Here is a 23,623-nt window from a genome sequence, read left to right on the forward strand (position 1 = left end):
TATTAAGTCCGGATGTCTGAGTTGGAAGTCCCGCGTGTTGAGGGCCACGTCTGGCTTGCCGCAATGAGCGGACATGTCAGCTCGACCCGTTACTTCGACAAGTGCCAGGTTCCGGACTTGTGCAACGCTGGCTGGATACGATGGCGTTCCTCATCGTGGTGGCGCTGGGATCCGCATCCGGCATCAGCGCAAGGTCCGAGTCTCTCGGCGGGCCATCCCGCGTGAATTATCCCAGAGGCATAGCATTCCGTGATAATATGGAGAGGAACTGGGGAAACCGACCCCAATGGCCTCAGATCAGACCAAACGCAAGCTCGCCGCTATTCTCGCCGCCGATATTGCCGGCTATAGCCGGCTGATGGGTGCGGACGAGGAGGGCACGCTTGCTCGCCTCAATCTCCTTCGCCGCGAGCTGATCGATCCAAAGAACAAGCAACATCGCGGCCGCATCGTGAAAACGACCGGTGATGGAATTCTAATTGAGTTTCCAAGCGTGGTGGATGCAGTACGCTGCGCGATCGAGGTTCAGCAGGGCATGGTTGACCGCAATGCCAACGTGCCGCAGGAAAAACGAATTGAGTTTCGCGTCGGGGTTAACCTTGGCGACGTGATGATCGAACGCCGAGACCTCTATGGCGATGGCGTGAACATCGCGGCGCGACTTGAGGCGCTGGCCGAACCCGGCGGCATATGTATCTCGCGTACAGTCCTCAGTCACGCGCGCGATAAGGTGTCTTTCGACGTCGAGGACGCGGGCGAACAAACGCTGAAGAATATCGCCCGGCCTGTCCACGTTTACCGTATCATCATCGATCCCAGCCAGCGGCCCGCGACGCGCAAAGCTGAGATTCCGGCGCTCGCCTTGCCCGACAAACCGTCCGTCGCCGTGCTGCCATTCACCAACATGAGCGGCGACCCCGAGCAAGAGTTCGTCTCCGACGGGATCGCCGAGGATGTGATCACGGCACTGTCGCACTATCCCTCGCTGTTCGTCATCGCCCGGAACTCGTCCTTCACCTATAAGGGCCGAGCGGTCGATGTGAAACAGGTCGGACGCGAGCTCGGCGTGCGCTATGTGCTCGAAGGTAGCGTGCGCAAGGCCGGCAATCGGATCCGCGTCACTGCGCAATTGATAGAGGCGGGAACCAGCAACCATGTGTGGGCCGAGCGCTACGACCGCGATCTCGCCGATATTTTCGCGATGCAGGACGAGCTCACCGAAGCGCTGACGACCGCCCTGGCCCCCGCCATTGCAGACGCCGAGCTGCGACGCGCCATGCGCAAGCCACCGGAGAGCCTCGATGCCTGGGCGGCCTATCAGCGCGGTCTGTGGCATCTGAGCAAAGCTACCCCAGACGACGATGCGACGGCAGAGGGTTTTTTTAAGCAGGCAATCGAGCTCGACCCGACCTTCGCCGGGGGCTACAGCGCGCTCGCCTTGTATCAGTTGCAAACGGCCGCGATTTACCAGAAGCTGGATCTGCCAAACGCGCAACGCTCGGCCGAAGCCCTGGCCCGTCGGGCAGTCGCGCTCGATGGCGCCGATGCAGAATCCCGTTCATGCCTCGGCTGGGCCTTGCAAGCGCGCGGCGACGCCGACGGTGCGTTGGCGGAGATTGAGCGAGCTCTCTCAATGAGTCCAAATCTGGCCATCGCGCATGGCCACAGAGGCGCGACGTTGATCTTCGCAGGACGGCCAAGGGAAGGGCTCACGGCTCTCGAAACCTGTATCAGGCTCGATCCCCGCGATCCGTATCTGGCAGTACGTTTGTTGCACGTTGTGTGTGGTCTGTATTTCTGCAGCGAATACGAGGCTTCGATCGAAGCCTCGAAACGGCTGATCCGGTCGTATCCCGATTTTCCGATGATCTACCGTTGGCCCGCGGCGGCGCTGGGCCAGCTTGGGCGCACAACGGAAGCGAAGTTAGCATTGGAGAAGGCCGTCTCGCGCGCACCGGGAGCATTTGACATGTATGTCCGCAAGAGAGCTCCGTGGTTTCGTCCGGAGGACCACGCTCATCTCGTCGAAGGCTTGCGCAAGGCCGGCTGGAATGGTTGAGGCCGCATTGACGTCCGTCGCCTTACCCCGATGCGGACGGCCTGTGATTTACAGGCGAATGTCCGATATGGTCTCCAATCTCGTCATTCCGACCTTACGCCAGTCACTTTACCCATGAAAGCAGACATTTTTGGAGCGGGTCGGGATCTCTCAAAGGTGCCACTTCCGGACTTTCGTGCCGCACAAGTAGGCGATTCAACGCCGTCTAAATCTTGGGGACCGGAGCCTGGCTCTCCCTTCGACTAAGTCGCTTTCGCTTTCTTCGTAGCCGTCGGTTTGGTCCCCTTCGCCTTCACCAGAACGACGTGGTCGGCGCTTGTCTGATCGGCATAGGCCATCGCGAAGGACGCGATCGCGTCATCGAGCGCGTCGTTCTTGCCGGCGTAGCCAGCGATCGCGGCCGGATCGCCGGAGCGCGCATGGGCACGCGCGAGGGTTCGACCGCATAGCTGGGCATAGTCCGAGAGTGCCTCGCCTTCGCTGATTTCGCTGACGGCGCCAAGCCTGCGGTTTTTCAGCGTCCGAACATAGAACTGACGGCCGGTCGCATCGTCCTGCGTAGCACCGAGAAAGATGTCGCTGGCGGCCTGCATCATCTGCTGGCCCTCCACAACCCGGCGGCCCCTGGGCATGGAGACATTTGGGCGATGCATGAGACCTCAACGCGATGTCGGGTATGGGGCAGTTGCGCTGACCAAACCTGCCCCGCGTCTCCGCGTTTTGTCGCCCAAGTCTGATCTACACACTTATCTTTGCAGCGCGGCGCGGCCACAGCAACGAGGGATGCCGCTCAGACCCATCCCAGTTCCTTCAGGGCCATACCAGAATGCCAGATCTTCGTCATGTGGGTGATCTTGTCGCCAGTGAATTGCATTACGTAGACATAGTCCGACGTCGTCTTCTTGCCGGTCGGCTCACACGGACCACCGGGACCGGTGTGAGTACCCGAAAAGACAGCATAGGCAGCGACATTGTTTCGCTCGGCGTCGGTGGCGAAGGATTTCACCTCGTAGCTGCCGTCCGGCATAGTGGTCATTACCCCCTTCATCCAATCCGCGTATTCCGCAAGGGTTTTAATATCTGCAAGCGGTTCGGCCTGAGCGGCGAAGGTCGCGTTTGGAGCACAGTAAGCCTTGCAGACTTCCCAACCCTTTCCAGTCTCGCAAGCGACAAAGAACTCGTTGGCAGTTGCCGTGATCGACGCCATGATTGGTTCTCCTATGTGCTTTATCGATCTCTGTTTTAGCACTCCGGCTATGCTCAGGCCATCACGCTGCTGGTGGCTCGGTCTGGCGACGACTCAATGCTCTTGACCAGGTTTCCGCCCAATCTCCGTTGCGGGTCAAAAGTGCCGCTGACCGAACGACCGGTTCTGGCGCAAAGCGGACGTTCGCCTGAAGGCTGATTTGAGCTGAGTGCCAGAACCTGACTCATGCACTGCAACAATCAGCCTTCATTCGATCACCTCGTCGACGGGGCGAGCAGCGACGGCGGCACCGGGAGACCGAGCGTCCGGGCGGTATGGTGGTTGAGACAAGCTCGAACTGTGACGCCTGCACCGACCGGGGCTGGTGATATGCGACGCAGTTGAAGCTAATTTCCGTGCGGGCCGCATCACCCTCTCGATCTGTTGCTTCACCCGTGAGATTGAAGCTTGCCCCTTCTGCATCGGCGGGAACTCAATCGCGGTCTGGGCGATCCTTGCTATCTCCTTCTGCCGGCGGACTGGAAGCGACTGTCCCGTAAGAAGGGGTCGCACCAGAGAGCGGCCCCTTGCTTCCTGGCTACCAGCCGCGAATGATGAACCTTGGTCCGCCGTAGCCGCGATTGTAGTAGCCGGGGCCAGCGTAGTAGTTGTAGCCCCGGCCGGGGAAGTAGCTGGGGTCATAGTAATAGCGCAGGACATAGCGCGGTCCTCGGGTCCGCCAGCAGCGTCCATAATACTCGTTGCAGACCAGACCGACCTGATCGACGTTGGAGACTTCGGCGGAGCCGATCGTCGTCGCGTTGAGGGGCGCGGCGGAAGTGGCGGACGCGAGCAGCGCGGCACCGAATGCGCCCAGTGCGATGGCCTTCATGGAGTTCTCCCGTCGGTTGGGCAAGACAATCGATCTCTGACGAGGCGTACCGGGACTCAACCGTGGCCTCGAGGATCGAACTGCTCCACGGATTCCCCGAATGCCGGCCGTGCGGCAGGTCGAGATCAGTCCGCGGTAAACCAATTCGGTAGCCGGGACCGAGCCGTTCGAAGCTGGTATCAGTGCTCCGAAACACTCTCAGTTTAATATCCGGGCGATGAGATCGGTGTTGCTCGCGCGCAGGCCCGCTAGACGCGACCAGCCGCGTTGCTACTAACGCGGCTTGCTCGTCCCCGGTGGATATTCTCAATCGCTTCCAGGATTCGGCACGCACGTCCTTATAGTGCTGGGCGAAGACGCATCAGAAATTAAGCTGGATCAATCCGAACCAGCCATGCGCGACTTTGCCCGTCCCGCCGACGCTCACCGGATAGTCCCAATTGGCTGAATATTCCACGGCCACCTTCAGCCCGTCCATCACCCACTCGCCGCCGGTAAGGAAAAGCCGGTGCTGCGGGACGAATCCGATCCGGGTTGGCACGCCGCTTTGCAGGATCGATACGCCCGCCATGTCTTTGCTGCCGGAATATCCCACCGAGATGTAATCGCCCTGCGCACCGATCTCCGTTATCCAGGGGTTCCAGTCGAACTGGTAGGCAATCGAGGCCTGCCAAGTCATCGGCATCATGTTCCGCGCAATGCCGAGCCCATCGATAAACCTGGCGTCCTGAACTGCGGCATTTACCTCGCCCACGAACGCGAACGGGCCGAAACTGGTTTTGAGACTCGCGGCCACTCCGGGAATCTTGCCGATCTGATCCAGGAACGGCAGGTAGGACGAATGCAGAAATCTGCTTTCGAAAACGGAGGTGTCGTAGTCGACATGGAAGTCAACGGTCCATGGACAAATCATCGAATCCGTCAGCTGGTCATACGGCACGCCGCAATGGCCCCTCGTCCGGAAACCGAGACTGACATTGTAATCGTCGATTTTAGTCCGGCCGGGGATGATGCTGTCGCTACCCCTGTAAGTCATGACTGAGCCGTAGAAGGGCGCCGGGTCGAAGGGGAATGTAACTGGCGTAGGCCGGAACGGCCGCTCAGGCAGTGGGATGTAGCCGAGCCAACGCATGAGTTGGCTGACGGCCGGTGCGACGACCAACGGACTAACGCGTGGAACAACGACCGGCGCCGGCGGCGGCTGCCGTGGTGGGGTTGGCCAGGCGAATTCCAGGCCTCCCGCCGTCTGACGGTTTTCAAACACTTCGGTTGTCAGCGGAGTGCCGATCGATAGCGTATCCAGGCGTGCCACGCCCGTCGACGTACCGAAATGCAAAACCTCCACGCCGAAGCGGGCCGCGATCGGGAATTGCATCAGATCGCCAACTGTAACGTGAGTCCGATCAAGCGTGAAGCGATCCACGCCTACGCCAGCGATGTTGGCCGGCACCACTGGTTGATTCCCGGTCGGGAATATCGCGCCAGTGCCGCTGTCGAAGTGGAGAACCAGAGCGCCGGTCAACCAGTCGCTCAGCTTGATATCGAAATCGAGCTCTGCCGTACCCAGCGACAGGTTTTCCTGGGTAGGGCCGGTGAATGAGCCGGTCCGCGAGGCCAGGCCTTCAACCACGCCGCTCAGCGTGAGGAAGTTATTGATCTTCGGTCCGGTCTTCGAGAGCGAGTCCCGGATGATCTGGCGCGTCGCGTTCTCGTTCGCCGCCCATCCGATCTCCAGATCTCTTATACGCGCGTTAAGCGGCCTCTTCGCTGCGGCTTCGGACAAATCCGGCTCGGGCAGAGCGGGCGGAGCGACGGGCGGCGCCACTACAACCGTGGGCGCGGCTGCCGCCGTAGTCGCGGCAGGTGCCGGACGTTGCTGCGCCGGAGCGGGCTTGACACGCCGCGTCGCCGACGCGCCCTCCAGGGCACCGAGACGTTCGGAAAGTTTGCGGTTCTCCGCTTTTAGCTCCCCGAGCATGCGCCGGAGAGCTGCCACGTCCTCGCTCTCCGCGGCGGCGGCATAAGAAGGGACAAACAGCATGAGGCTGAACAATGCCGGCACAGCGCCAAAGGCCAGCGGGTACCGGGAGTAGTCGCAGCGCCAACTGTGCGCAGTTGACTTTACGATGCCAGTTCCTGCAGCGTGCCACCGTCGCCCGGATCCGGCGACGCGCTCATTCCGCTTACCCCTGATCATGCGCGGCCCCATCACTACCGCAGTTCGACATCACTCACGTGGTCGAACTAACTCGCTCATAGCAATTCCGCACTGGAGATCAGATTGTCTCAACGGCGTTTCATCCGTCAACCGATTGCAGACAAAAGCCCCACTCAACAGCACGGAGCAAATAATTGCCGGAGCCCCCCAGCAATGTTGGAATAAGAGTGACGCGGATGACGAATTACGCAAGCGCCACGAAGTGGTATATCCAAAGTGATGTATCTAGATTACACGCAGGAGCTGCAAACAGCCTCGTCGGCTGTCAGGCAACTTCAAGTGGCCGTAGAGTTTTTGCCACCTAAAGCCCCCTAAAGTGCGTAAGTGCGTAAACACGCGTGACCCAATTTGGAACCTGCATGTAATCCAAATGGGTGGATTGTGCCCACAAGAACATCAACTTAAAATTTCCACTCGCCTTGATCTGGTCCTCAGTCTGGTCCACGAAAGGTAGCATTGCGGAATTTTGATTACGGCGAAGCCTCACTATGGCGTTAGCACGACCGAAATAAAGTCGGCGCAAGGCCGACAAAGAATTCGGACTCGTGGGGAAATAATAGTGGGGAACAATTGTGTTGCCTCTACGAGCGACACAGCGGTCAGAAAATCCCGCATTCAACGGGCCCACTCAGGAGTTCGATTTCAACTAGAGGTCAAATACAACTAGAGGTCAAAGGGAGGGGGCGTCGAAATGTTGGCGTGGCTCATTTCCTCTAGCGTGCATTTGCGCACCCTCATTGTAGTCGCCGCCTCGGGCCTGCTTATCGTCGGCGCCATCGACGTCAGAAACAAGCCGCTCGAAGTCATCCCCGAATTGGCGCCGCCCTCGCTCACCGTGAAGACGGAATCGCTTGGCCTCTCCAGCGCAGAGGTCGAATCGTTGATTACCGTGCCGCTGGAGGCGGACCTGCTGAACGGCGTGCCGTGGCTTCAGGTCATCCAGTCAGAATCGATGGCGGGACTTTCGACGATCGAGATGATCTTCGCGCCCGGCACCGATCTGATGAAAGCGCGCCAGATGGTGCAGGAACGGCTGACGCAGGCGCATGCGCTGCCGAACGTCTCCAGCCCTCCGACCATGCTTCAGCCCGTCTCCTCGGCCAGCCGGGTGATGAACATCGGCCTGAGCTCGAAATCCGTCTCGCTGATCGACATGTCCGTTCAGGCGCGCTGGAATATCGCGCCGCGTCTCGCCGGCGTTCCGGGTGTAGCGAATGTGTCGATATGGGGTCAGCGCGAGCGGCAGGTGCAAGTGCTTGTCGATGCCCGAAATCTGAACAAGAAGGGCGTCAAGCTCGATCAGGTGATCAAGACGACCGGTGAGGCGGTGTGGTCCTCGCCGCTCACCTACCTGAACTCATCCACGCCCGGCACCGGCGGCTTCATCGAAACGCCGAACCAGCGGCTCAGCATCCGTCACCAGCTGCCGATCTCCACCGTGGGTACCTTCGCCAAGGTGCCGCTCAGCGGCACGACCACGAGCGTCGGCGACGTCGCCTATCTCGTGGAGGGGCATCAGGCGCTGATCGGAGACGCCATCGTCGGCGAAAACCCCGGCTTGATGGTGGCGATCGAGAAGTTCCCCGGCTTCAACACATTGGACGTGACTCGCGGCGTTGAGCGCGCGCTCAACGAGCTGAAGCCCGGGCTGCCCGGTATCGAGATCAATACGACCATCTACCATCCCGCGAGCTTCATCGAACGCGCGATCAGCAATCTGGGCAAGGCCATGATCATTTCGATCATCCTGGTCGCCATCGTGCTTGGCCTTCTAATGGGCAGCTGGAGGACCGCGGTTATCGCCCTGGTTGCGATCTCATTGTCATTCGTTTGCGCTGAACTGCTGTTAAAGGCCGCCGGAATCCCGCTTAGCATGGTGGTGGTCGGTGGTCTGCTGATGGCGTCCGGCGTGATCGTGCATGACAGTATTATCGACGTCGAAAATGTGCTGCACCGATTGCGCGCGCCGCAACGCGACGGTCGGTCCGGCTTCATGGTCGTCGTCCGTGCAATGCTGGAAACGCGCGGGCCGATGCTGTACGCATCGCTGATCGTCTTGCTGGCGGTGCTGCCAGTCCTGTTCATGCAGAGTCGGTCCGCCGCGTTCTTCGCGCCGATGGCCTGGGCCTATATCGCCGCGGTGTCCATCTCCATGCTGGTGGCGTTGATCGTGACCCCCGCGCTGGCCGCGGTGCTGCTCGCCAATGCGCCACTGACCCCGACGGGCAGTTGGGTGACCAATAGATTGGCCAGGCCTTTCGATTCGGTTGTCGGCCGCGTCATCCACGCGCCGCTCGCCTGCGTCGGCGCCTGCGTCGTGGCGGCGATCGCGTGCTTCGCGCTTTGGAGCCCGCTCGAACGCAATATGGTGCCCAGCTTCAGAGAGACGGATCTGGTGATCGAATGGCAGGGGCCGCCCGGCACCTCGCTGCAGGCAATGACCCGATCGACCGAGAATTTGATCCGAGACCTGCGGGAGATTCCCGGAGTGCAGAACGCTTTCGCCAATCTCGGACGGGCGGTGCTTTGTAACTGCGAACGCGCAACGGACGTGAACGCCGGGCACGTGTGGGTCAACATCGATCCGAAGGCCGATCGCGAAACAACCGTGGATGCCGTCGAAGCTGTCATCACCGCCTATCCCGGGATGCGGGGCAAGCTTGGGACATACCTGTCTACGAAGCTGCGCGAGGCGCTCACCGGTGACCCGGATAGCCTCACCGTCCGTGTCTATGGCAACAGCCTTGATATCATTCGCGCCAAGGCGCAGGAGATCCGCGCAGCGATGGCGAAGATCCCCGGCATTGAAAACCCCCGGGTCGAATTACAGGTCGAAGAACCCTCGATCGAAGTCAAGGTGGATGTCGATCGCGCAGCCGGTTACGGCCTGAAGCCGGGCGACGTCCGCAGGGCGACCTCGGCGATGGTCGGCGGCATCACCGTCGGTGCGCTTTTCGAGGACCAGAAGGTTTTCGACGTGGTTGTTTGGGGGCGTCCGGAGCTGCGCGACAACATCGATGACGTGCGGAATCTGATGATCAACAGCGAGAGCGGGTCCCAGGTTCGCCTGGCTGAGGTTGCGGACGTCCGCATCGCGCCGGCCACCAGCATCATCCAGCGACAGGGGTCCTCGCGTCGTATCGATGTTTCCGCGAAAGTGGACGAGCGGGCGCTCGGTGATGTGGCGGATGATGTCGCCAGGAATGTCAAACAGATCGCATTCCCGTTCGAGCACCGTGCCGAGGTGCTCGGCGAATACAAGGAGCAGCGAGCCGCCCTGCGATCGATATACAGCTACATGGCGGCGGCGGCGCTGTTGATGTTCCTGCTGACGCAGGCGGTGCTCCGCAGCTGGACACTCAGCGTCCTGTCGCTGCTCGGCGTACCGGTCGCTGCACTCGGCGGTCTCGCTACCGCCGCAATCAATGACGGTGACTTCTCGCTTGGGTCTCTGCTGGGTCTGGCAGCGGTGCTCGCACTGATGGTACGGCAGGGCATCGGTCTGGTCGCCCATTTCCAGCATCTGCAATTGAACGAGGGTGAGCCGTTCGGCGAAAAGCTGGTGCGTCGCGGCGTGCTGGAACGGTTCCCGAGCATCATCGCCTCATCGGTGACGACGCTCGCCCTGGTGCTTCCATTCGCGATCATGGGTGATGTCGCCGGACTCGAAATCGCGCACCCGCTCGCGCTCTCGGTCTTGGGCGGCGTCGTTACCATGACGCTCGGGACGTTGTTCGTGCTGCCGGCGCTTTACCTGCGGTTCGGCGCCGGCTGGACCGCCGACCGGCTCGATCTTGAAATGGAGACCGCGTCATGACCGCCGCGCGCTTCACTTCGAACGATGTGAAAGGGAGAAACGTGTCATGGCGCGCTTCAGCGTATTGATGGTCGCGGCGTCCACCGCCTGCCTCGCCGCGTCGTGTATGTCAGCCCCGGCCGCGGAGTCGGACGTCAAGAAGAGCGCGCCCGCGCGGGTCGAGGCCACGAATGACGCAAAGATCAAGAAGATCACGCTCACGCCGAAAGCGGCGGAACGGCTCGGCATCCTGATCGATGAGGTGCGCGTAGATCCGTCGGGCCGCCGGATCGTGCCATATGCATCTGTTCTCTACGACCTGACCGGAAAGACGTGGGTCTATATCAGCGCCGACCCGTTGACCTTCGTTCGCGGCGCGGTGGTGATCGATACCATCAAGGGCGACAACGTCTACCTGAGTGACGGCCCACCTGCCGGCACGAAGGTGCTTGCGGCGGGAGTGCCGCAGGTGTTCGGAACAGAGGTGAAGGTAGGTCACTAGCTGCGCGTCGAAATTGTTTTTTCATTGCGGCCTTGGCCAGAGTGGGGGGATGCTTTCCGATGATGAGGCTGATCGTAGGTTCTAGTCTGCGCTTTCGTTATCTCGTCCTCGCCCTTGGAGTGGTGCTGACGTGGTTCGGCCTCGCACGTCTGCGCGACGTCCCGGTGGACGTATTTCCGGAATTCGCACCGCCACGGGTCGAGATCCAGACGATCTGTCTGGGGCTTTCATCCGCCGAAGTTGAACAACTTGTCACGGTGCCGCTGGAAAACGCGCTGAACGGCGTCCCGGACATCGACGTGATGCGCTCGAAGTCGGTGGCGCAACTGTCGTCAATCCTGTTGATCTTCAAATCCGGCGTCGACGAGATCCGCGCGCGGCAGCTGGTCAGTGAGCGGATGGCGCTCGCGACCAAGACCCTGCCGACATGGGCCGCGCCGCCGTTCATGATGCCGCCATTGTCCTCGACCAGCCGCATCATGAAGGTCGGCATTACTTCGAAGGACAAGTCCGTGATGGACCTGTCCATGCTTTCCTATTGGACGATCCGGCAGCGGCTACTCGGAGTTCCCGGCGTTGCGAACGTCGCGATCTGGGGAGAGCAGCTCAAGATGCTTCAGGTCATGGTTGATCCGAAGCGGTTGGCCGATGTCAACGTGACGCTCGACCAGGTGCAGGAAGCGGTTTCCGACGCCCTCGACGTTGGTCTGCTGCGCTATGCCCGCGGCGCGCATATCGGCACCGGCGGCTTCGTCGAAACACCCAATCAGCGCTTTCAACTTCGCTTCGTCGGCGTCGGCGTTACACCGGAGACGCTGGCCAAGGTTCCGGTGACCAAATCTGCCGGGAAGCCGCCGCTACTGCTAAGCGACGTGGCCAATCTGGTCTATGCGCCGCAGGGCATGATTGGCGATGCCGTCATCAACGACGGTCCGGGCCTCATGCTCATCGTCGAAAAGTTTCCCTGGGGCAACACGCTCGCCGTCACCCGCGGGGTGGAGGAGGCGCTGGAGAGGATGAAGCCCGGTCTTCCTGGGGTCGAGATCGATACGACGATCTTCCGGCCGGCGACTTTCGTCGAGGACTCGATCAACAATCTATCCTGGGCACTGTTGCTGAGCTGCCTGTTCGTCGCGAGCATCATCCTCATCTTCCTTTACGAGTGGCGCACCGCGCTCGTCTGTATCGTCGCCATTCCGCTGTCGCTGCTCGCAGCTGGACTAGTTCTGTTCATGTCCGGCGCCTCGGTCAACACAATGACCCTGGCGGGCTTCGTGATCGCGTTGGGCGTCGTCGTCGACGACGCGATCCTCGACGTCGAGAACATCATGCGACGCCTGCGCCATGCACGGCGGTCGGGCGATACGCGAAGCACGGCGCGTATCATTCTGGACGCTTCACTGGAGGTGCGTGCGCCGATCGTCTACGCGACCCTTATCGTCGTTACTGCGGTCGTGCCGGTCCTGTTCATGCAGGGCCTGACCGGATCCTTCTTCAAGCCCCTGATTGCCGCCTATGTGCTCGCGATTGCGGCTTCGCTCGTCGCAGCCATGACGGTGACGCCGGCGCTCTGCCTAATCCTGCTGCGTGGCGCGCGACTCGAAGGGCGTGAATCACCTGTCATCGTCTGGCTGCTACACCATTACGCACCCTTGCTGGAACGGGTCACTAGGACTCCACGCATGGCCTATATCGCTGTCGGAATAGTGACGCTCTCGGGGATTGGGGTTTGGCCGTTGCTCGGCCACTCGCTGCTGCCGTCGTTCAAGGAGCGCGACTTCCTGATGCACTGGGTTACCACCCCCGACGCGTCGCTGCCCGAGATGTTGCGCATCACGACGCGTGCGAGCAAGGAACTGCGCGCCATTCCAGGCGTACGAAACTTCGGCGCCCATATCGGCCAGGCCTTCGCCGCTGACGAAGTCGTCGGCGTCAATTTCGGCGAGAACTGGATCAGCATCAGCAAGGACGCCGACTACGACAAGACACATGCCAGGGTCGAGGAAATGGTGGAGGGCTATCCCGGGCTCTACCGTGACGTGCAGACCTATCTGAAGGAACGCATTCGCGAGGTTCTGACCGGCGCTGGCGAGGCGATCGTCGTCCGTATCTTCGGCCCGGATCTCGACATTCTCAGGGACAAGGCGGAGGAGGTCCGCGCGGCACTCGCTGACGTTCCGAATCTCGTCAACCTGCACAAGGAGTTGATGGTCGAAGTACCGCACATTCAGGTGACGGTGAAGCTGGAGGAGGCGCAACGCTATGGCCTGAAGCCGGGTGATGTCCGGCGTGCCTCCGCATCATTGATGGCCGGAACCGAGGTCGGCGACATCTTCATCGGTGGACGTACCTACGACGTGCAGGTGTGGACCGACCCGTTATCCCGCCACAGCATTGACTCGGTCCGCCAGATGCTGATCGACACGCCGACCGGGCAGCGCGTCCAACTGGCGGAAGTAGCCGATGTCAGCATTCGGCCGACGCCAAATGTCGTCAAGCGCGAGGCGAGCTCCCGTCGGATCGACGTGCAGGCGAATGTGAAAGGCCGCGATCTCGGCGCAGTCGCCAGCGACGTGCAGGCGCGTTTGGAGAAGTTGTCGTTTCCGCTCGGCTATTACGCAGTGCTGCAAGGCGAGTATCAGGAACTGAGCGCCGCCCGCAGGCGGCTCGAGTTGTTCTCCCTCCTGGCGCTCGCCGTCATCTTTGTACTTCTGCAACAGTCTTTTGACAGCTGGCGGCTGGCAGCGCTCAGTTTCGTGACCCTGCCTTCGGCACTGGTGGGCGGCGTGTTGGCGGCGTGGCTGGCGGGCGGCGTGATTTCCCTTGGCTCGCTGGTCGGCTTCCTGACGGTGCTCGGCATCGCCGCTCGCAACGGGATCATCATGATCAACCACTTCCAGCATCTGGAACGCTATGAGGGAGAGGTGTTCAGCATGAAGCTCGTGCTTCGCGGCGCGAGCGAGCGGTTACGGCCGATCCTGATGACGACCGGCGCCGCCGGGCTCGCGATCCTGCCGCTGATCATTTTCGGCGACCTGCCGGGCCACGAGATCGAGTATCCGATGGCGGTCGTTATTCTGGGCGGCCTCGTGACGTCGACACTGCTCAACCTGTTTATCTTGCCTGCATTTTATCTCCGCTTCGGTCGCGGTACTGGCGCGCTGACGGACAGTCTGACTATTCCAGGAACGGCGCAAGTATCGGGGAGCGTGTGAACATGAAGGCCGCCGTTCGTCGTCACAACGGTTGGATTGTCGCAGCGGCTGCGACTTTATCCGCTTTTGCATGTCCGGCGACGGCAGCCGAGGCCGAGGCCGGCCGCTTCCAAAAGCTATCCGTTTATCTCGAACGCAATGTACGGGATCATGATGCCGAGATCCGGTTCGAGGCAACCGGCGCGGAGGATGGGCTGGCTGCGCTGAAGGTGTTGGCACCCGCCGAGCGCACGGTGATCGACCTCAAAACGCCGGACTCGAAGCTGGGAGTTCGCAGTCTCACGCTTGAATCGCCTGAGCCGGATGATGACAAGATCGTGGGGGCAGATTTCCCAGCGGGCGCATATCGTTTTGAGGGAACGACGACCAAAGGCGCGATCCTGCGCGGTGAGGCGCAGTTGAGTCACGTGTTCCCAAAGCCCGCCGTATTCGAATATCCGCGGCCTGATCAGAAAGACGTGCCCGCCAACGCGCTGACCCTGCGCTGGTCTGTGCCGGAGGGGATCGAGGCCTGCGCTATCGTTATCGAGCAAACCGGCTCGGCCTACGAAGTCCGGGCACTGCTGCCCGGTTCGGCCAAATCCTTCACGGTACCTGCAGGGTTCTTGCGCGCCGGCCAGACCTACAAATTCGCGATCGGGACCGTCGCCAAGGATGGCAATCGGTCCTTCATCGAAGCCGGCTTCACCACAGCGAGGGCGCGATGAACCGGCCCGCTCGCGAAATGTCAGATCGGCCCAACGGCCACATCAGGCTGAAAACTTCCGCAACCTTGGGCGACAGGTGGCCGGACCGCCGCCCGCAACTGGAGGGCATTGAGATGTTCGACAAGCAGGGTTTGGAGCGACAGATGAAGACGGCGAGCGGGCAATCTGGCCCGCTGGCCAAGTGGCGTGCCGCGCTCATGGCGGGCACCGTTCTGGCTGCGGCTGGATTCGCGCTGGCTGGCAGCGCAGTCGCGGGCGAGATCAACGAACCGCCGCGCTTTATGAGCGACAAGGATTACTCGTCGCTGAAGGACTGGCATCTGAAAGGCGAGAACATTGTCCCGCACGGGGTCAACCCACTTTATTTCCCGATCGTGCCCGGCCACAAACACGTGCACGAGCGGCCCGATCACCCGGACGGCAAGTACCGCAAGGAAACCGTGGTCCTGGATAGCACCGAGGATTTCGACCTTCCCGGCATCGGCAAATTCAAGACCGCGGTTGTTCAGGAAGAGGAGTACCTCGATGGCACGCTGACACAGCGCGCGCTCAACTGGTTCGCCGTCGATAAGACCACCAACAGCGTCTACGTCTTTGGCGAGGTGAGTTGGGAGATCAACGAGGAAGGCAAACCCATTTTCGCTGGCACCTGGCGAGCTGGCGACCCTGACGGCGACGGCGTGGCCGAACCGGGCCTGTTGATGCCCGGCACTTTCACAATCGGCGGCCGGTATATATTCGACGGCAGCAAGAGCTCGGCCTATGGCGGCGCCGAGAACATTGAAGCCGGCATCGAAATAACGGTTCCAGCGGGGACCTTCAAAGGCTGCGTCCGGGTTCGCGAGCAGGGCCTGCAGGACCTGAAAGACATCACCGACAAGATATGGTGTCCAGTGGTTGGAGTCGTGCTCGACACCTCGGACGGCAAGCTTGTCGTTTCCAACGCACTGCCCAAGGACAATCCCGCCGCGGACGTTTCAAGCGTCGGGAAGCTCCGCGACAAACCGCTGAAGTATACGCCGCCCGTGGCGAAGGTCTCGGGAGACCAGGCGACAAAGATCGCGCTCGCGGAGGTCCCCGGCAAGGCCACCTCCCTGAAGATCGAGCGGAAGAAAGGCAAAAATGTCTACGTCGTCGAGATCCAGACGCCGAAGGATGGCGAGAAGGATGTCTTTGTCGACATCGAGTCCGGAAAGATCGTCGGAACGGACTGATGTGAACGGTGCGAGCGCCCTGATCCACGATTTTCATCGCACGGGTTTCTCCTCCCACGGGTGACGAAAATCGTGGATAGCGGGCGATCCCTCTGTGTTTCCGTTCCGGCGTAGCAATTGAACAAGGATACCGCCATGAAGAGGACGATCCACTGGGGCCTGCTCGCCAGTCTTCTTTTTGTTGCGCCAGCCGTGGTCGTCGTGCAGGCGCAGCAACCGAGCCGTTCGAAAGAGCGTGCGCAGCCTGCGGCAAAGATCACGGAAGAACAGGCGAAGAAGATTGCGCTTGAGCGCATCCCCGGTGAAGTCACGGACGTCGTGATCGAGAAGAAGCGCGGCAAGAATGTCTACGTGATCGAGATCCAATCACCGGAACAGGGCGAGAAGGACGTCTTCGTCGATATCGAGACCGGAAAGATTGTCGCGACGGACTGACATGTACCGGCTGGATACGAGGTTCGTTATTGGAAAGGGTAGCGCCATGAAGAGGGCAATTTACATGGGCCTGTTCGCCGTCCTGCTCGCGCCAGCGACAGCGGCGGCACAGGCACAGGCACCGAAGGGCCTCGGCACCGAGGAATTCGGCATGTCGCCGCGCGAGCTGGTTCAGGCGATCGAGAAAACCGAGGAACTGATCGCCCGCTGCATGCGCGAACAAGGCTTCCAGTACATCGCGGCCGACCACAAAACGGTGCGGGCGGGCATGTCGGCGGACAAAAATCTTCCAGGCCTTAGTGAGGAGGAGTTCGTCAGTCGTCATGGCTTTGGCGTCTCCACCTTCTACACGGGTCTGCCGCCTCAGCTCGCCACCGGCTACAGCCCCGCCCGCGTCGGTCTCGGCGAGCGCAATGTGCAAATTTTCCGCAAGCTTTCCCCCGCAGATCAGGTCGCTTACAATCGCGCGTTGCTCGGAGATGACGTGAGCAACACCCTCGCGGTCGCTCTGGAAATCGAGGATTTGTCGCGTACCGGCGGTTGCACGCGCAAGGCTTTGGCTGAAACTTTCAAACCCGATCAGCTGAAGGCTACCCACTACAATCCCCAGGATGCACTGATCAACAAGGATCCGCGGATGAAGGCCGCGCTTGGATTCTGGCAGCGGGAGATGAAGAAGGCCGGCTTCGAATACGGCCATCCAGACGAAATCGAACCGGACCTGCGGAACCGGCTCAGCGCGCTGACCGAGGGTGGCAAGCTATTGGTTTCCAAAATGTCGCAGGACCAGAAGGCCGCTCTACGGAAACTGCAGGATTACGAGCGCCTGGTCGCGGCCAGGAGCTTCAAAATGCAGGAGGAGGTGTTGGCTCCGGTCGAGGAGCGCATCCAGGAGGAGCTGTTCTCCAGGAAGGTGCAATAGACCAGTTAGGATGTACACTTTAGGATGTACACTTGCGTACTTTCCCCGATCGGCGCCTATGAGTAATCTCCTTTCCTGGCAGCGCATCGCATGACGAAGGCAGACGCAACGCTTCCTGCGAAGATGGCCCGCACGCTGTCGGTGGTGGGAGGGACTACGGCATGGTCGCAAAGCGCGTAAACGTTCTCTGGGCCATTCTGGGCGTGGTCGGCGGCATGGCGATTGGCGCCTGGTACATGGGCTCCAGGATCCAGTCGCCGGCAGAGGTCGCGGCGCGCACGGCGGCCCCCGAGCCATCCGCGATTCTCGTGCCCGTGGAGTCGCGGATATTGAGTTCCGATGTCGTCACCCGCGGCACCGTCCGCTTCGGGCTGCCGCAGCCGATTTCTATCGCGCCTTCCACGGTCAAGGGCGGCGCCGGACTGATCTCGTCGTTACCCCGACCCAATACGAACTTTGGGGAAGGCGAGGTGATTCTATCCGCATCCGGCCGTCCGGTCTTTGTCCTCATCGGCGCGGTACCGGCTTTTCGCGACATGGCGCCCGGAACCAGCGGCGGTGACGTCCGCCAACTCGAAGAAGCCCTGGCTCGCCTTGGCTTCGATCCGGGCACGGTTGATGGCAATTACGATCAGAAGACATCCGCCGCGGTCGAGCGCATGTATAAGAGGGCCGGGTGGGATCCGTACGTACCGACCCGCGAGCAGCGCGCTGCCGTCGCGGCGCTCGAGCGAGAGTGGTCGGATGCCGCGCGCGCCCAGCTTGCGGCCGAGGCCACGCGCGAAACAGCGGTGAAAGCGGTCGCCGCTGCACGGGCCATCGCGGAGCAGAACACGCGCCAGGCTTCTCTCGACAGCGCGGCACGCGTTGGCGACAACCGCCAGCTGGCGGACGCGCGTGCCGGAAAATCGCTTGCGCTTGAAGCCGAACGCGCGCGGGCCGCGCATTCGGCGACCGCGGCCAGCGCCGATGTCGCCACGCAAATGGCCGATCGTGCCCTGATCGTTCTTGATCCGCGCCAGACCGAAACGGCGCGTGCTGCGGCCGAGGCCAAGCTGAAAGTGGCGCGTGCCGCGCAGCGCAAGGCAAAGATGGAAGCCGATTTGGCGATTCAGACCGCGGCGCGCGAGGCCGCGCTGGCCGAGGAACGGATCCGGGTCGCCGAGGGCGCCGTGAAGGCGGCCCGCCTCGAAGGCGAGCGCAGCGTGCGCGCAGCGCTGGAACAGCAAGAACTCGCTGAATTTGACGTCAAGGTCGCGAGCGAACGAGCACAGCGGCTGAACGCCGAGTTCACGGCCGCGCGCGCGAAGCTTGGGGTGCAGGTGCCAGCAGACGAAGTGGTGTTCATCCCGTCGCTCCCGGTTCGCGTCCACGAGGTGACCGCCGCGGTCGCGGCCAATGCTTCCGGGCCGGTTATGAGCGTGACCGATAACCAGCTAAGCATCGACTCGCAACTGCCACTTGAAGCCGCGCCGTTGGTGAAGCCCGGGATGAAAGTTGCGATCGACGAGCAGGCGCTTGGGATCAAGGCGACCGGCGTAGTTGAGACGGTGGCGACCACACCCGGCACGCGCGGCGTGGACGGTTACCACTTCTATCTCGGGGTCAAGGTGGAGACCACGCCTGTGCTCCTGGCAGGGTTTTCGGTCCGGCTGACTATCCCGATCGAAACGTCGAAGGGCGCGGTCACCGCGGTGCCGACCAGCGCGGTCTCGCTTGCCGCCGACGGAACATCGCGCGTACTGGTCGATCGCGGCGGCAAGCAGGAGTACGTCACCGTGCAGCCGGGGCTTTCGACGGGCGGCTATGTCGAGGTCAACACACCCGATGGGCAACTTGCGCCCGGTCAACTCGTGGTGGTGGGCTATAAAACGGCCGAGCCGGCGGCGGTCAAATGAAGCTCATGGAGGACATACGGCCAGAGGTGCCGATCAAGACGGCTTCTGTCGATGCCGACCATGTCCTTGACCTGCGTAAAGTGTGCAAGCAATTCGGGACCGATCCCGCTGTCGACGCATTGATCGATGTCGACCTCGTGTTGCGGCGCGGCGAATGGCTGTCGATAACCGGTCCATCCGGCTCGGGAAAATCCACGCTGTTGAATATCCTCGGTTGCCTCGACCGGCCAACCAGCGGACAGTACGTCTTTGATGGTATCGAAACGACAAAGCTGAGCGAGAATGAGCGGGCCGGGCTGCGCAGCCGCCGCGTTGGATTCATCTTTCAGTCGTTCCACCTGCTGCCCTATCGCACTGTCCTCGAGAACGTCATGCTGGCGGAAGTATACCGCCGGCAGGCCGGACGAGGGCGGCGCGAGCGGGCGATGCAGGAAATTCGCCGCGTCGGCCTCGAGCATCGCGCGAATTTCCCGCCTTCCAAATTGTCCGGCGGCGAACGTCAGCGGGTGGCGATCGCCCGCGCCCTGATGGGTTCACCGAGCCTGCTCTTGTGCGACGAGCCGACCGGCAATCTCGATTCCAAGAACACCGAGTCGATCCTGGATTTCTTCACCGAGCTCAACAAGGAGGGCATGACGATCGTCGTCGTCACGCACGACGAAAACGTCGCGCGCCGGGGCTCGCGCCGAGTCAACATGAAGGATGGCCGGCTCTTTGGTGGAAGCGAGACGGCATTGCCGCCTCCATCCAGGGCGCGCATTGCGCCGTCGGGGATCACGATGCGCGACCTCGTCTCCGAGGCGATCGCCGGGGCGATCGCGCGTCCGGCCCGTATGGCGCTCACGGTGCTTGGCATCGTGATCGGCATGTCGGCGCTGGTCGCCACCATCGGTCTGACGCGAACCGCCGGTAACCGCATCATCAGTCAGTTCGATCAACTGGCAGCCACGGAATTGTTCATCACGGCGCGGCCGGGAATGGCGACCGGCACGATTGATCCGCGCGCCATTCCATGGGACGCGCCGGAACGGCTGGTCCGGCTGAATGGTGTCGTGGCCGCGGGCCTGCTCAGCGACGTCAATGTCCACGATATGCTCGTCAGCGCCTCGCCGGTGGTGGATCCCGCCAATCAGACCGCATTCAAACTGGCGGTGCGCGCCGCCTCGCCGGATTTGTTCCGCGCGGTGCGCGCCGAGCTCGCCTCGGGGCGGTTTATCGACGGGGGGCATTCTGCCCGCGCCGAGCGCGTTGCGATCCTCGGTCCCGATGCCGCGCGTCGCCTGGGCATCGCTGGGGTCGAGCGGCTGCCCGCGATCTATGTCGGCGACGAGCTCTATCTGGTGATCGGTATCCTCCGTGATGTGGTGCGAAAGCCGGAACTGCTTGGTTCGGTCATCATTCCCGAGGGCACGGCGCGACGGCATTTCAGTCTATTCGGGCCCGGCATGGTGGTCGTGGAGACGAAGATCGGTGCGGCTTCTCTGATCGCACTGCAGGCGCGGGCGGCGCTGCGGCCGGACGATCCGCGCACGCTTCGCGTGCAACTGCCGCAGGAGCCGCGTCGCGTACGCGATGACGTGCAAACCGATCTCAATATGATGTTCCTGCTGCTGGGCGGCCTGTCGCTTGTCGTCGGCGCGCTCGGGATCGCAAATATCACCCTGGTGGGGGTAATGGAGCGGACGGCGGAGATTGGACTGCGCCGTGCCATTGGCGCTACTCGTCGCCACATCGCTTCACAGTTCCTCATCGAGAGCGCGTCCATGGGCGTCGTGGGGGGACTGCTCGGATCCAGTGTCGGCGTGCTGATCGTGGTAGGTGTCTCGGCGTATCAGGTCTGGACTCCGGTGCTAGACCCGCTCGCTCCCTTGCTTGCGCCAGCTGTTGGCGGCGTAATCGGTCTCCTGTCCGGAGTCTACCCCGCCTCGCGCGCCGCCGCGCTCGAGCCAGCCGAAGCGTTCCGACACGAATGACCTACGTCCGTATGCGGAGCACGGGATCACATCTTCCAAACACCCGTCGGAAAAAGACTGCAGGACGACAAGAGCATTCCTCTGTCCACCATGCAACGCGAACCTGCCGTTTAGCACGCCATCTCGACTTCCATGACGCGCCAGCCAGACTGGAAGATTGTTGTCTCATGCTGCTTTTGACCGCGTCCGAGGCGAGATAGATCGCGTCGGCGGAAGGAGAACAGAATGTCTTTTGATTAACGGCTCCATAAAAGTTTGCGTACTGGAGTGTTACTTCGGAGTCGAAGCGGCTGCAGCCCCGCTACATCAGGTTTTCTGGGCTGATCTTCTGTGCGAGGGCTGCTTCCTTATTTGGAAACGACTACCAAGCTATTGAAAACGCTGGACAGTGTTTCGTGCCCTTTTTCAAAATGCTCCGTGAAATCGTTGAATAATAAAGCGGATTTTGATTCCGCCATTCGAAGGTTCGGTCCCTCCCGCCCCAGCCACCCATTCCTGTTTTTTAGAGAATTTCCTTTATCTTGACGAGAAAGGCCCACCAAATGCGGGCTTTTCTTATCCTGGAAAGTCTCCGGAGACCGGCGTTCGCACTTTTTGGCCAAAAATTCCCGAAAGTCTCCAGCCGAATCTAGGAAAACTCCCGTTTTTTTGGAGCCCCGCCTTGGAGACCGAAGAATAAGTCCACTGCGCGCTAGTGATGGCATTGAGTTTCAGTCTTGATCGTTCGGTTTCAGGTTGTCGCAGCAGTGACGACGCAGATCGCAATGTTGCAGGTAGTCTCGTGACCTCTTTGCGCCCCCTCAGAAATGTAAGCCGATCAAGGAGCGCTGATTCCGGTGGCCTCGCCACAGCGCGTTTTCTTATGCTAACGGCGCCGATTCCTCGATGGCTCTTCACAGCTCTAGGCGAGCCCAAGACCATTGCGTTATTTTCAGTATCGATGGATCAAATCATCGGTTTGACGGTGGGATCGAACGGTCGTTGGTGTCCAAAGATTCGCAGCATGACTCTTGTTTGGACCATCAACGCGCCGGACGCAGGAGCTGATCGCATGCTCTGGATTGAAGATATGGTCTGGAACAGCCAGAGGACGTTGGTATCAGCCACCGGCGGTCGGACGCTCGGCAAAGCCAGGGAGCCTCCCGGCAGGTTCGCATGCGCGGGTGCGGGCTTTGGGATGATCTCAAAGCGTCACCTTTTCAAAGGCACTTTTGGGGTCGAAATGCACCTTATGCCTTGACAGATCCTTGCAACCCATTGAAATCGCAACAAATGCGTGCGCCCTCCGAGCACACCTAAGGCATAAGCCATTGATAGGAAAGGTGTTTTCGCGATTTTTTCTCCTACATTGTTACTCACATCGAAAAGTTACTATTTTGTTCTGCGCACATCTCCCTAGTTGAATTTCACGCGTCTTCGGTTGAGGAAACTCGTTCAGGTGGCGCGACGCCTGTTCCGGCACTTCCCATAAGGGCGGTCACCTACAGCTTTTGTTTTCAATCTGTGGCAAGCGCAGCGAGGCGCTTGCGTCGCAGCTTGTTCTTCAAACTTTGTCACCGGCGTCTCCAACGTGCGTCCAGCGTTTGCTCTTGTCGTCCTCGCAGCTTTATTTGAACCAGGGCCGCGAAAAGCAAAAGCGCGATTTCAGTACGATAGGGCAGCAGCGTAGCCCAGCGTACAAATCGGTGGGGCTCGTACTAGCTCTTGGTCAGCGACCCGCTTACTCCAGCTCAATTTGCGTTTGAACGGACCGGACGATCCGTTCGAAGGCAGCTTTGGCCGGCTGATCGTCAGTATTCCATTCCATTGTCCAATTCGGCTGACCTTCAAGTTTTTTGAACGTGGCGATGTCGTAGGCGCCGCCGGAACGTGAGAGCCACGCCTTGAGTGTTGGGTGGTCATGGACCAGGGACCAAACCCTGGCTTCGATATCGCGCCGGGCAGCCTTGACCGGATGCAGCTCATATTTTTCCTGAAGGTGACTGGCGATCTGGTCGAGGCGCGTGTAGCAGGCCACAGAGACCTTGTTCTCCTTGCCTGCGATACCAAAGCCCCAATTGGCGCCAGGCCGTGGCGTCGGTCCAAATATGAAAAGATCTTCCAGTTCGCTGCACTCGACGTGTTGGCGAGCGGCCGCGAGCATCATCTGGCGCAGTTCCTTTTCGCTCCTCCGTTCCTTGACCACGCGGCATCTCCCCTGCATGCAAATAACGCCGTCGTCCGGGCGCTCACCGATCGAGCGCCCGGACGGATGCGTCAGCCATTGCGATTGATCGCGATGCGGCGGACATTCTTCGCTTCGGCGGATTTCGGCACCGTTACGGTCAGCACGCCGTTCTTGAACGCGGCGGAGACCTTGTCCTCCTCGACGTCCTCTAGCGGTATGCGCCGTTGGAAGCGACCATAGTACCGTTCACTGAAGCGACGGGCCTTGTATTCCGACTCCGATTTCTTCTCGCCGGAGATCGAAAGAACGCCATTTGCGATTTCCAGGCTGACGTCCTTCTCATCGAGACCGGGCAGCTCGGCGGTGATGCGCACCTCCTTGTCCGTCTCCTCGATGTCGATCTGCGGCCAGCCGAGCCCATCCAGAGTCCGGGAGGCAA

General features: G+C 61.0%; 16 protein-coding genes. 10 read left to right on the forward strand and 6 right to left on the reverse strand.

Translation table 11 applies throughout. The annotated features are described in order from the left end of the window. The first annotated feature begins 286 nt into the window (after positions 1 to 286). Positions 287 to 2,059, forward strand: a complete 1,773-nt coding sequence (locus GWE18_RS40300; RefSeq protein ID WP_275191060.1) for an adenylate/guanylate cyclase domain-containing protein — start codon at positions 287 to 289, stop codon at positions 2,057 to 2,059. 242 nt (positions 2,060 to 2,301) lie between these two features. Here GWE18_RS40300 and GWE18_RS40305 read toward each other — a convergent pair whose 3' ends face one another. The 4 genes from GWE18_RS40305 to GWE18_RS40320 all read right to left on the reverse strand — a co-directional run bounded on the left by GWE18_RS40305 (position 2,302) and on the right by GWE18_RS40320 (position 6,190). Beyond that, the gene (locus GWE18_RS40305; protein WP_342804344.1) at positions 2,302 to 2,712 is read right to left on the reverse strand and encodes a DUF2252 family protein; all 411 of its coding nucleotides are present in this window, start codon (positions 2,710 to 2,712) and stop codon (positions 2,302 to 2,304) included. A gap of 137 nt (positions 2,713 to 2,849) precedes the next feature. After that, complete coding sequence (locus GWE18_RS40310; RefSeq protein ID WP_275191061.1) at positions 2,850 to 3,266, reverse strand: ester cyclase; 417 nt, start codon at positions 3,264 to 3,266, stop codon at positions 2,850 to 2,852. Positions 3,267 to 3,843: 577 nt separating this feature from the next. Continuing rightward, entirely contained in the window at positions 3,844 to 4,137 is a 294-nt protein-coding gene (locus GWE18_RS40315) for a hypothetical protein (protein ID WP_275191062.1), read from the reverse strand. A gap of 361 nt (positions 4,138 to 4,498) precedes the next feature. Continuing rightward, entirely contained in the window at positions 4,499 to 6,190 is a 1,692-nt protein-coding gene (locus GWE18_RS40320; protein WP_275191063.1) for a hypothetical protein, read from the reverse strand. A gap of 856 nt (positions 6,191 to 7,046) precedes the next feature. On the opposite strand from GWE18_RS40320, the gene GWE18_RS40325 reads away from it, so the two are divergent. From GWE18_RS40325 to GWE18_RS40365, 9 genes are all read left to right on the forward strand, one after another. Continuing rightward, positions 7,047 to 10,172: an efflux RND transporter permease subunit gene (locus GWE18_RS40325; protein WP_275191064.1), complete on the forward strand. Its 3,126-nt coding sequence runs from the start codon at positions 7,047 to 7,049 to the stop codon at positions 10,170 to 10,172. A gap of 46 nt (positions 10,173 to 10,218) precedes the next feature. Further along, on the forward strand, positions 10,219 to 10,653 hold the full coding sequence (locus tag GWE18_RS40330) for a hypothetical protein (protein WP_275191065.1): 435 nt from the start codon (positions 10,219 to 10,221) through the stop codon (positions 10,651 to 10,653). Between the two features lie 59 nt (positions 10,654 to 10,712). Continuing rightward, the gene (locus tag GWE18_RS40335; RefSeq protein ID WP_275191066.1) at positions 10,713 to 13,868 is read left to right on the forward strand and encodes an efflux RND transporter permease subunit; all 3,156 of its coding nucleotides are present in this window, start codon (positions 10,713 to 10,715) and stop codon (positions 13,866 to 13,868) included. A gap of 2 nt (positions 13,869 to 13,870) precedes the next feature. Then, positions 13,871 to 14,575 (forward strand): hypothetical protein, encoded by a 705-nt coding sequence (locus GWE18_RS40340; protein WP_275191067.1) that lies wholly within the window; start codon positions 13,871 to 13,873, stop codon positions 14,573 to 14,575. Next, positions 14,572 to 15,789 (forward strand): PepSY domain-containing protein, encoded by a 1,218-nt coding sequence (locus GWE18_RS40345; RefSeq protein WP_275191068.1) that lies wholly within the window; start codon positions 14,572 to 14,574, stop codon positions 15,787 to 15,789. Before GWE18_RS40340 ends, GWE18_RS40345 begins: the two co-directional genes overlap by 4 nt. 135 nt (positions 15,790 to 15,924) lie before the next feature. Then, on the forward strand, positions 15,925 to 16,224 hold the full coding sequence (locus tag GWE18_RS40350; protein WP_275191069.1) for a PepSY domain-containing protein: 300 nt from the start codon (positions 15,925 to 15,927) through the stop codon (positions 16,222 to 16,224). Positions 16,225 to 16,288: 64 nt separating this feature from the next. Then, positions 16,289 to 17,146 (forward strand): hypothetical protein, encoded by an 858-nt coding sequence (locus GWE18_RS40355; RefSeq protein WP_275191070.1) that lies wholly within the window; start codon positions 16,289 to 16,291, stop codon positions 17,144 to 17,146. A 215-nt stretch (positions 17,147 to 17,361) separates the two neighbouring features. Next, positions 17,362 to 19,044, forward strand: a complete 1,683-nt coding sequence (locus GWE18_RS40360; protein ID WP_275191071.1) for a peptidoglycan-binding protein — start codon at positions 17,362 to 17,364, stop codon at positions 19,042 to 19,044. Positions 19,045 to 19,049: 5 nt separating this feature from the next. Then, positions 19,050 to 21,017 (forward strand): ABC transporter ATP-binding protein/permease, encoded by a 1,968-nt coding sequence (locus GWE18_RS40365; protein WP_275191076.1) that lies wholly within the window; start codon positions 19,050 to 19,052, stop codon positions 21,015 to 21,017. 1,720 nt (positions 21,018 to 22,737) lie between these two features. Here the strand turns inward: GWE18_RS40365 and GWE18_RS40370 are convergent. Further along, a complete protein-coding gene (locus GWE18_RS40370; RefSeq protein ID WP_275191072.1) occupies positions 22,738 to 23,202 on the reverse strand; it encodes a hypothetical protein in 465 nt (154 codons plus the stop codon). A 71-nt stretch (positions 23,203 to 23,273) separates the two neighbouring features. Continuing rightward, a partial coding sequence (locus tag GWE18_RS40375) for an Hsp20/alpha crystallin family protein (RefSeq protein WP_275191073.1) occupies positions 23,274 to 23,623 on the reverse strand: 350 nt, incomplete at its 5' end.

The sequence above is a fragment of the Bradyrhizobium sp. CSA112 genome (assembly GCF_029051645.1).
GTDB lineage: Bacteria > Pseudomonadota > Alphaproteobacteria > Rhizobiales > Xanthobacteraceae > Bradyrhizobium.

What these genes read in the sequence shown, in the direction of transcription:
- GWE18_RS40300 (WP_275191060.1), top strand. Translation starts at nt 287, where the DNA reads ATGGCCTCAGATCAGACCAAACGCAAGCTCGCCGCTATTCTCGCCGCC.
- GWE18_RS40305 (WP_342804344.1), bottom strand. Translation starts at nt 2,712, where the DNA reads ATGCATCGCCCAAATGTCTCCATGCCCAGGGGCCGCCGGGTTGTGGAG.
- GWE18_RS40310 (WP_275191061.1), bottom strand. Translation starts at nt 3,266, where the DNA reads ATGGCGTCGATCACGGCAACTGCCAACGAGTTCTTTGTCGCTTGCGAG.
- GWE18_RS40315 (WP_275191062.1), bottom strand. Translation starts at nt 4,137, where the DNA reads ATGAAGGCCATCGCACTGGGCGCATTCGGTGCCGCGCTGCTCGCGTCC.
- GWE18_RS40325 (WP_275191064.1), top strand. Translation starts at nt 7,047, where the DNA reads ATGTTGGCGTGGCTCATTTCCTCTAGCGTGCATTTGCGCACCCTCATT.
- GWE18_RS40330 (WP_275191065.1), top strand. Translation starts at nt 10,219, where the DNA reads ATGGCGCGCTTCAGCGTATTGATGGTCGCGGCGTCCACCGCCTGCCTC.
- GWE18_RS40335 (WP_275191066.1), top strand. Translation starts at nt 10,713, where the DNA reads ATGATGAGGCTGATCGTAGGTTCTAGTCTGCGCTTTCGTTATCTCGTC.
- GWE18_RS40340 (WP_275191067.1), top strand. Translation starts at nt 13,871, where the DNA reads ATGAAGGCCGCCGTTCGTCGTCACAACGGTTGGATTGTCGCAGCGGCT.
- GWE18_RS40345 (WP_275191068.1), top strand. Translation starts at nt 14,572, where the DNA reads ATGAACCGGCCCGCTCGCGAAATGTCAGATCGGCCCAACGGCCACATC.
- GWE18_RS40350 (WP_275191069.1), top strand. Translation starts at nt 15,925, where the DNA reads ATGAAGAGGACGATCCACTGGGGCCTGCTCGCCAGTCTTCTTTTTGTT.
- GWE18_RS40355 (WP_275191070.1), top strand. Translation starts at nt 16,289, where the DNA reads ATGGGCCTGTTCGCCGTCCTGCTCGCGCCAGCGACAGCGGCGGCACAG.
- GWE18_RS40360 (WP_275191071.1), top strand. Translation starts at nt 17,362, where the DNA reads ATGGCGATTGGCGCCTGGTACATGGGCTCCAGGATCCAGTCGCCGGCA.
- GWE18_RS40365 (WP_275191076.1), top strand. Translation starts at nt 19,050, where the DNA reads ATGGAGGACATACGGCCAGAGGTGCCGATCAAGACGGCTTCTGTCGAT.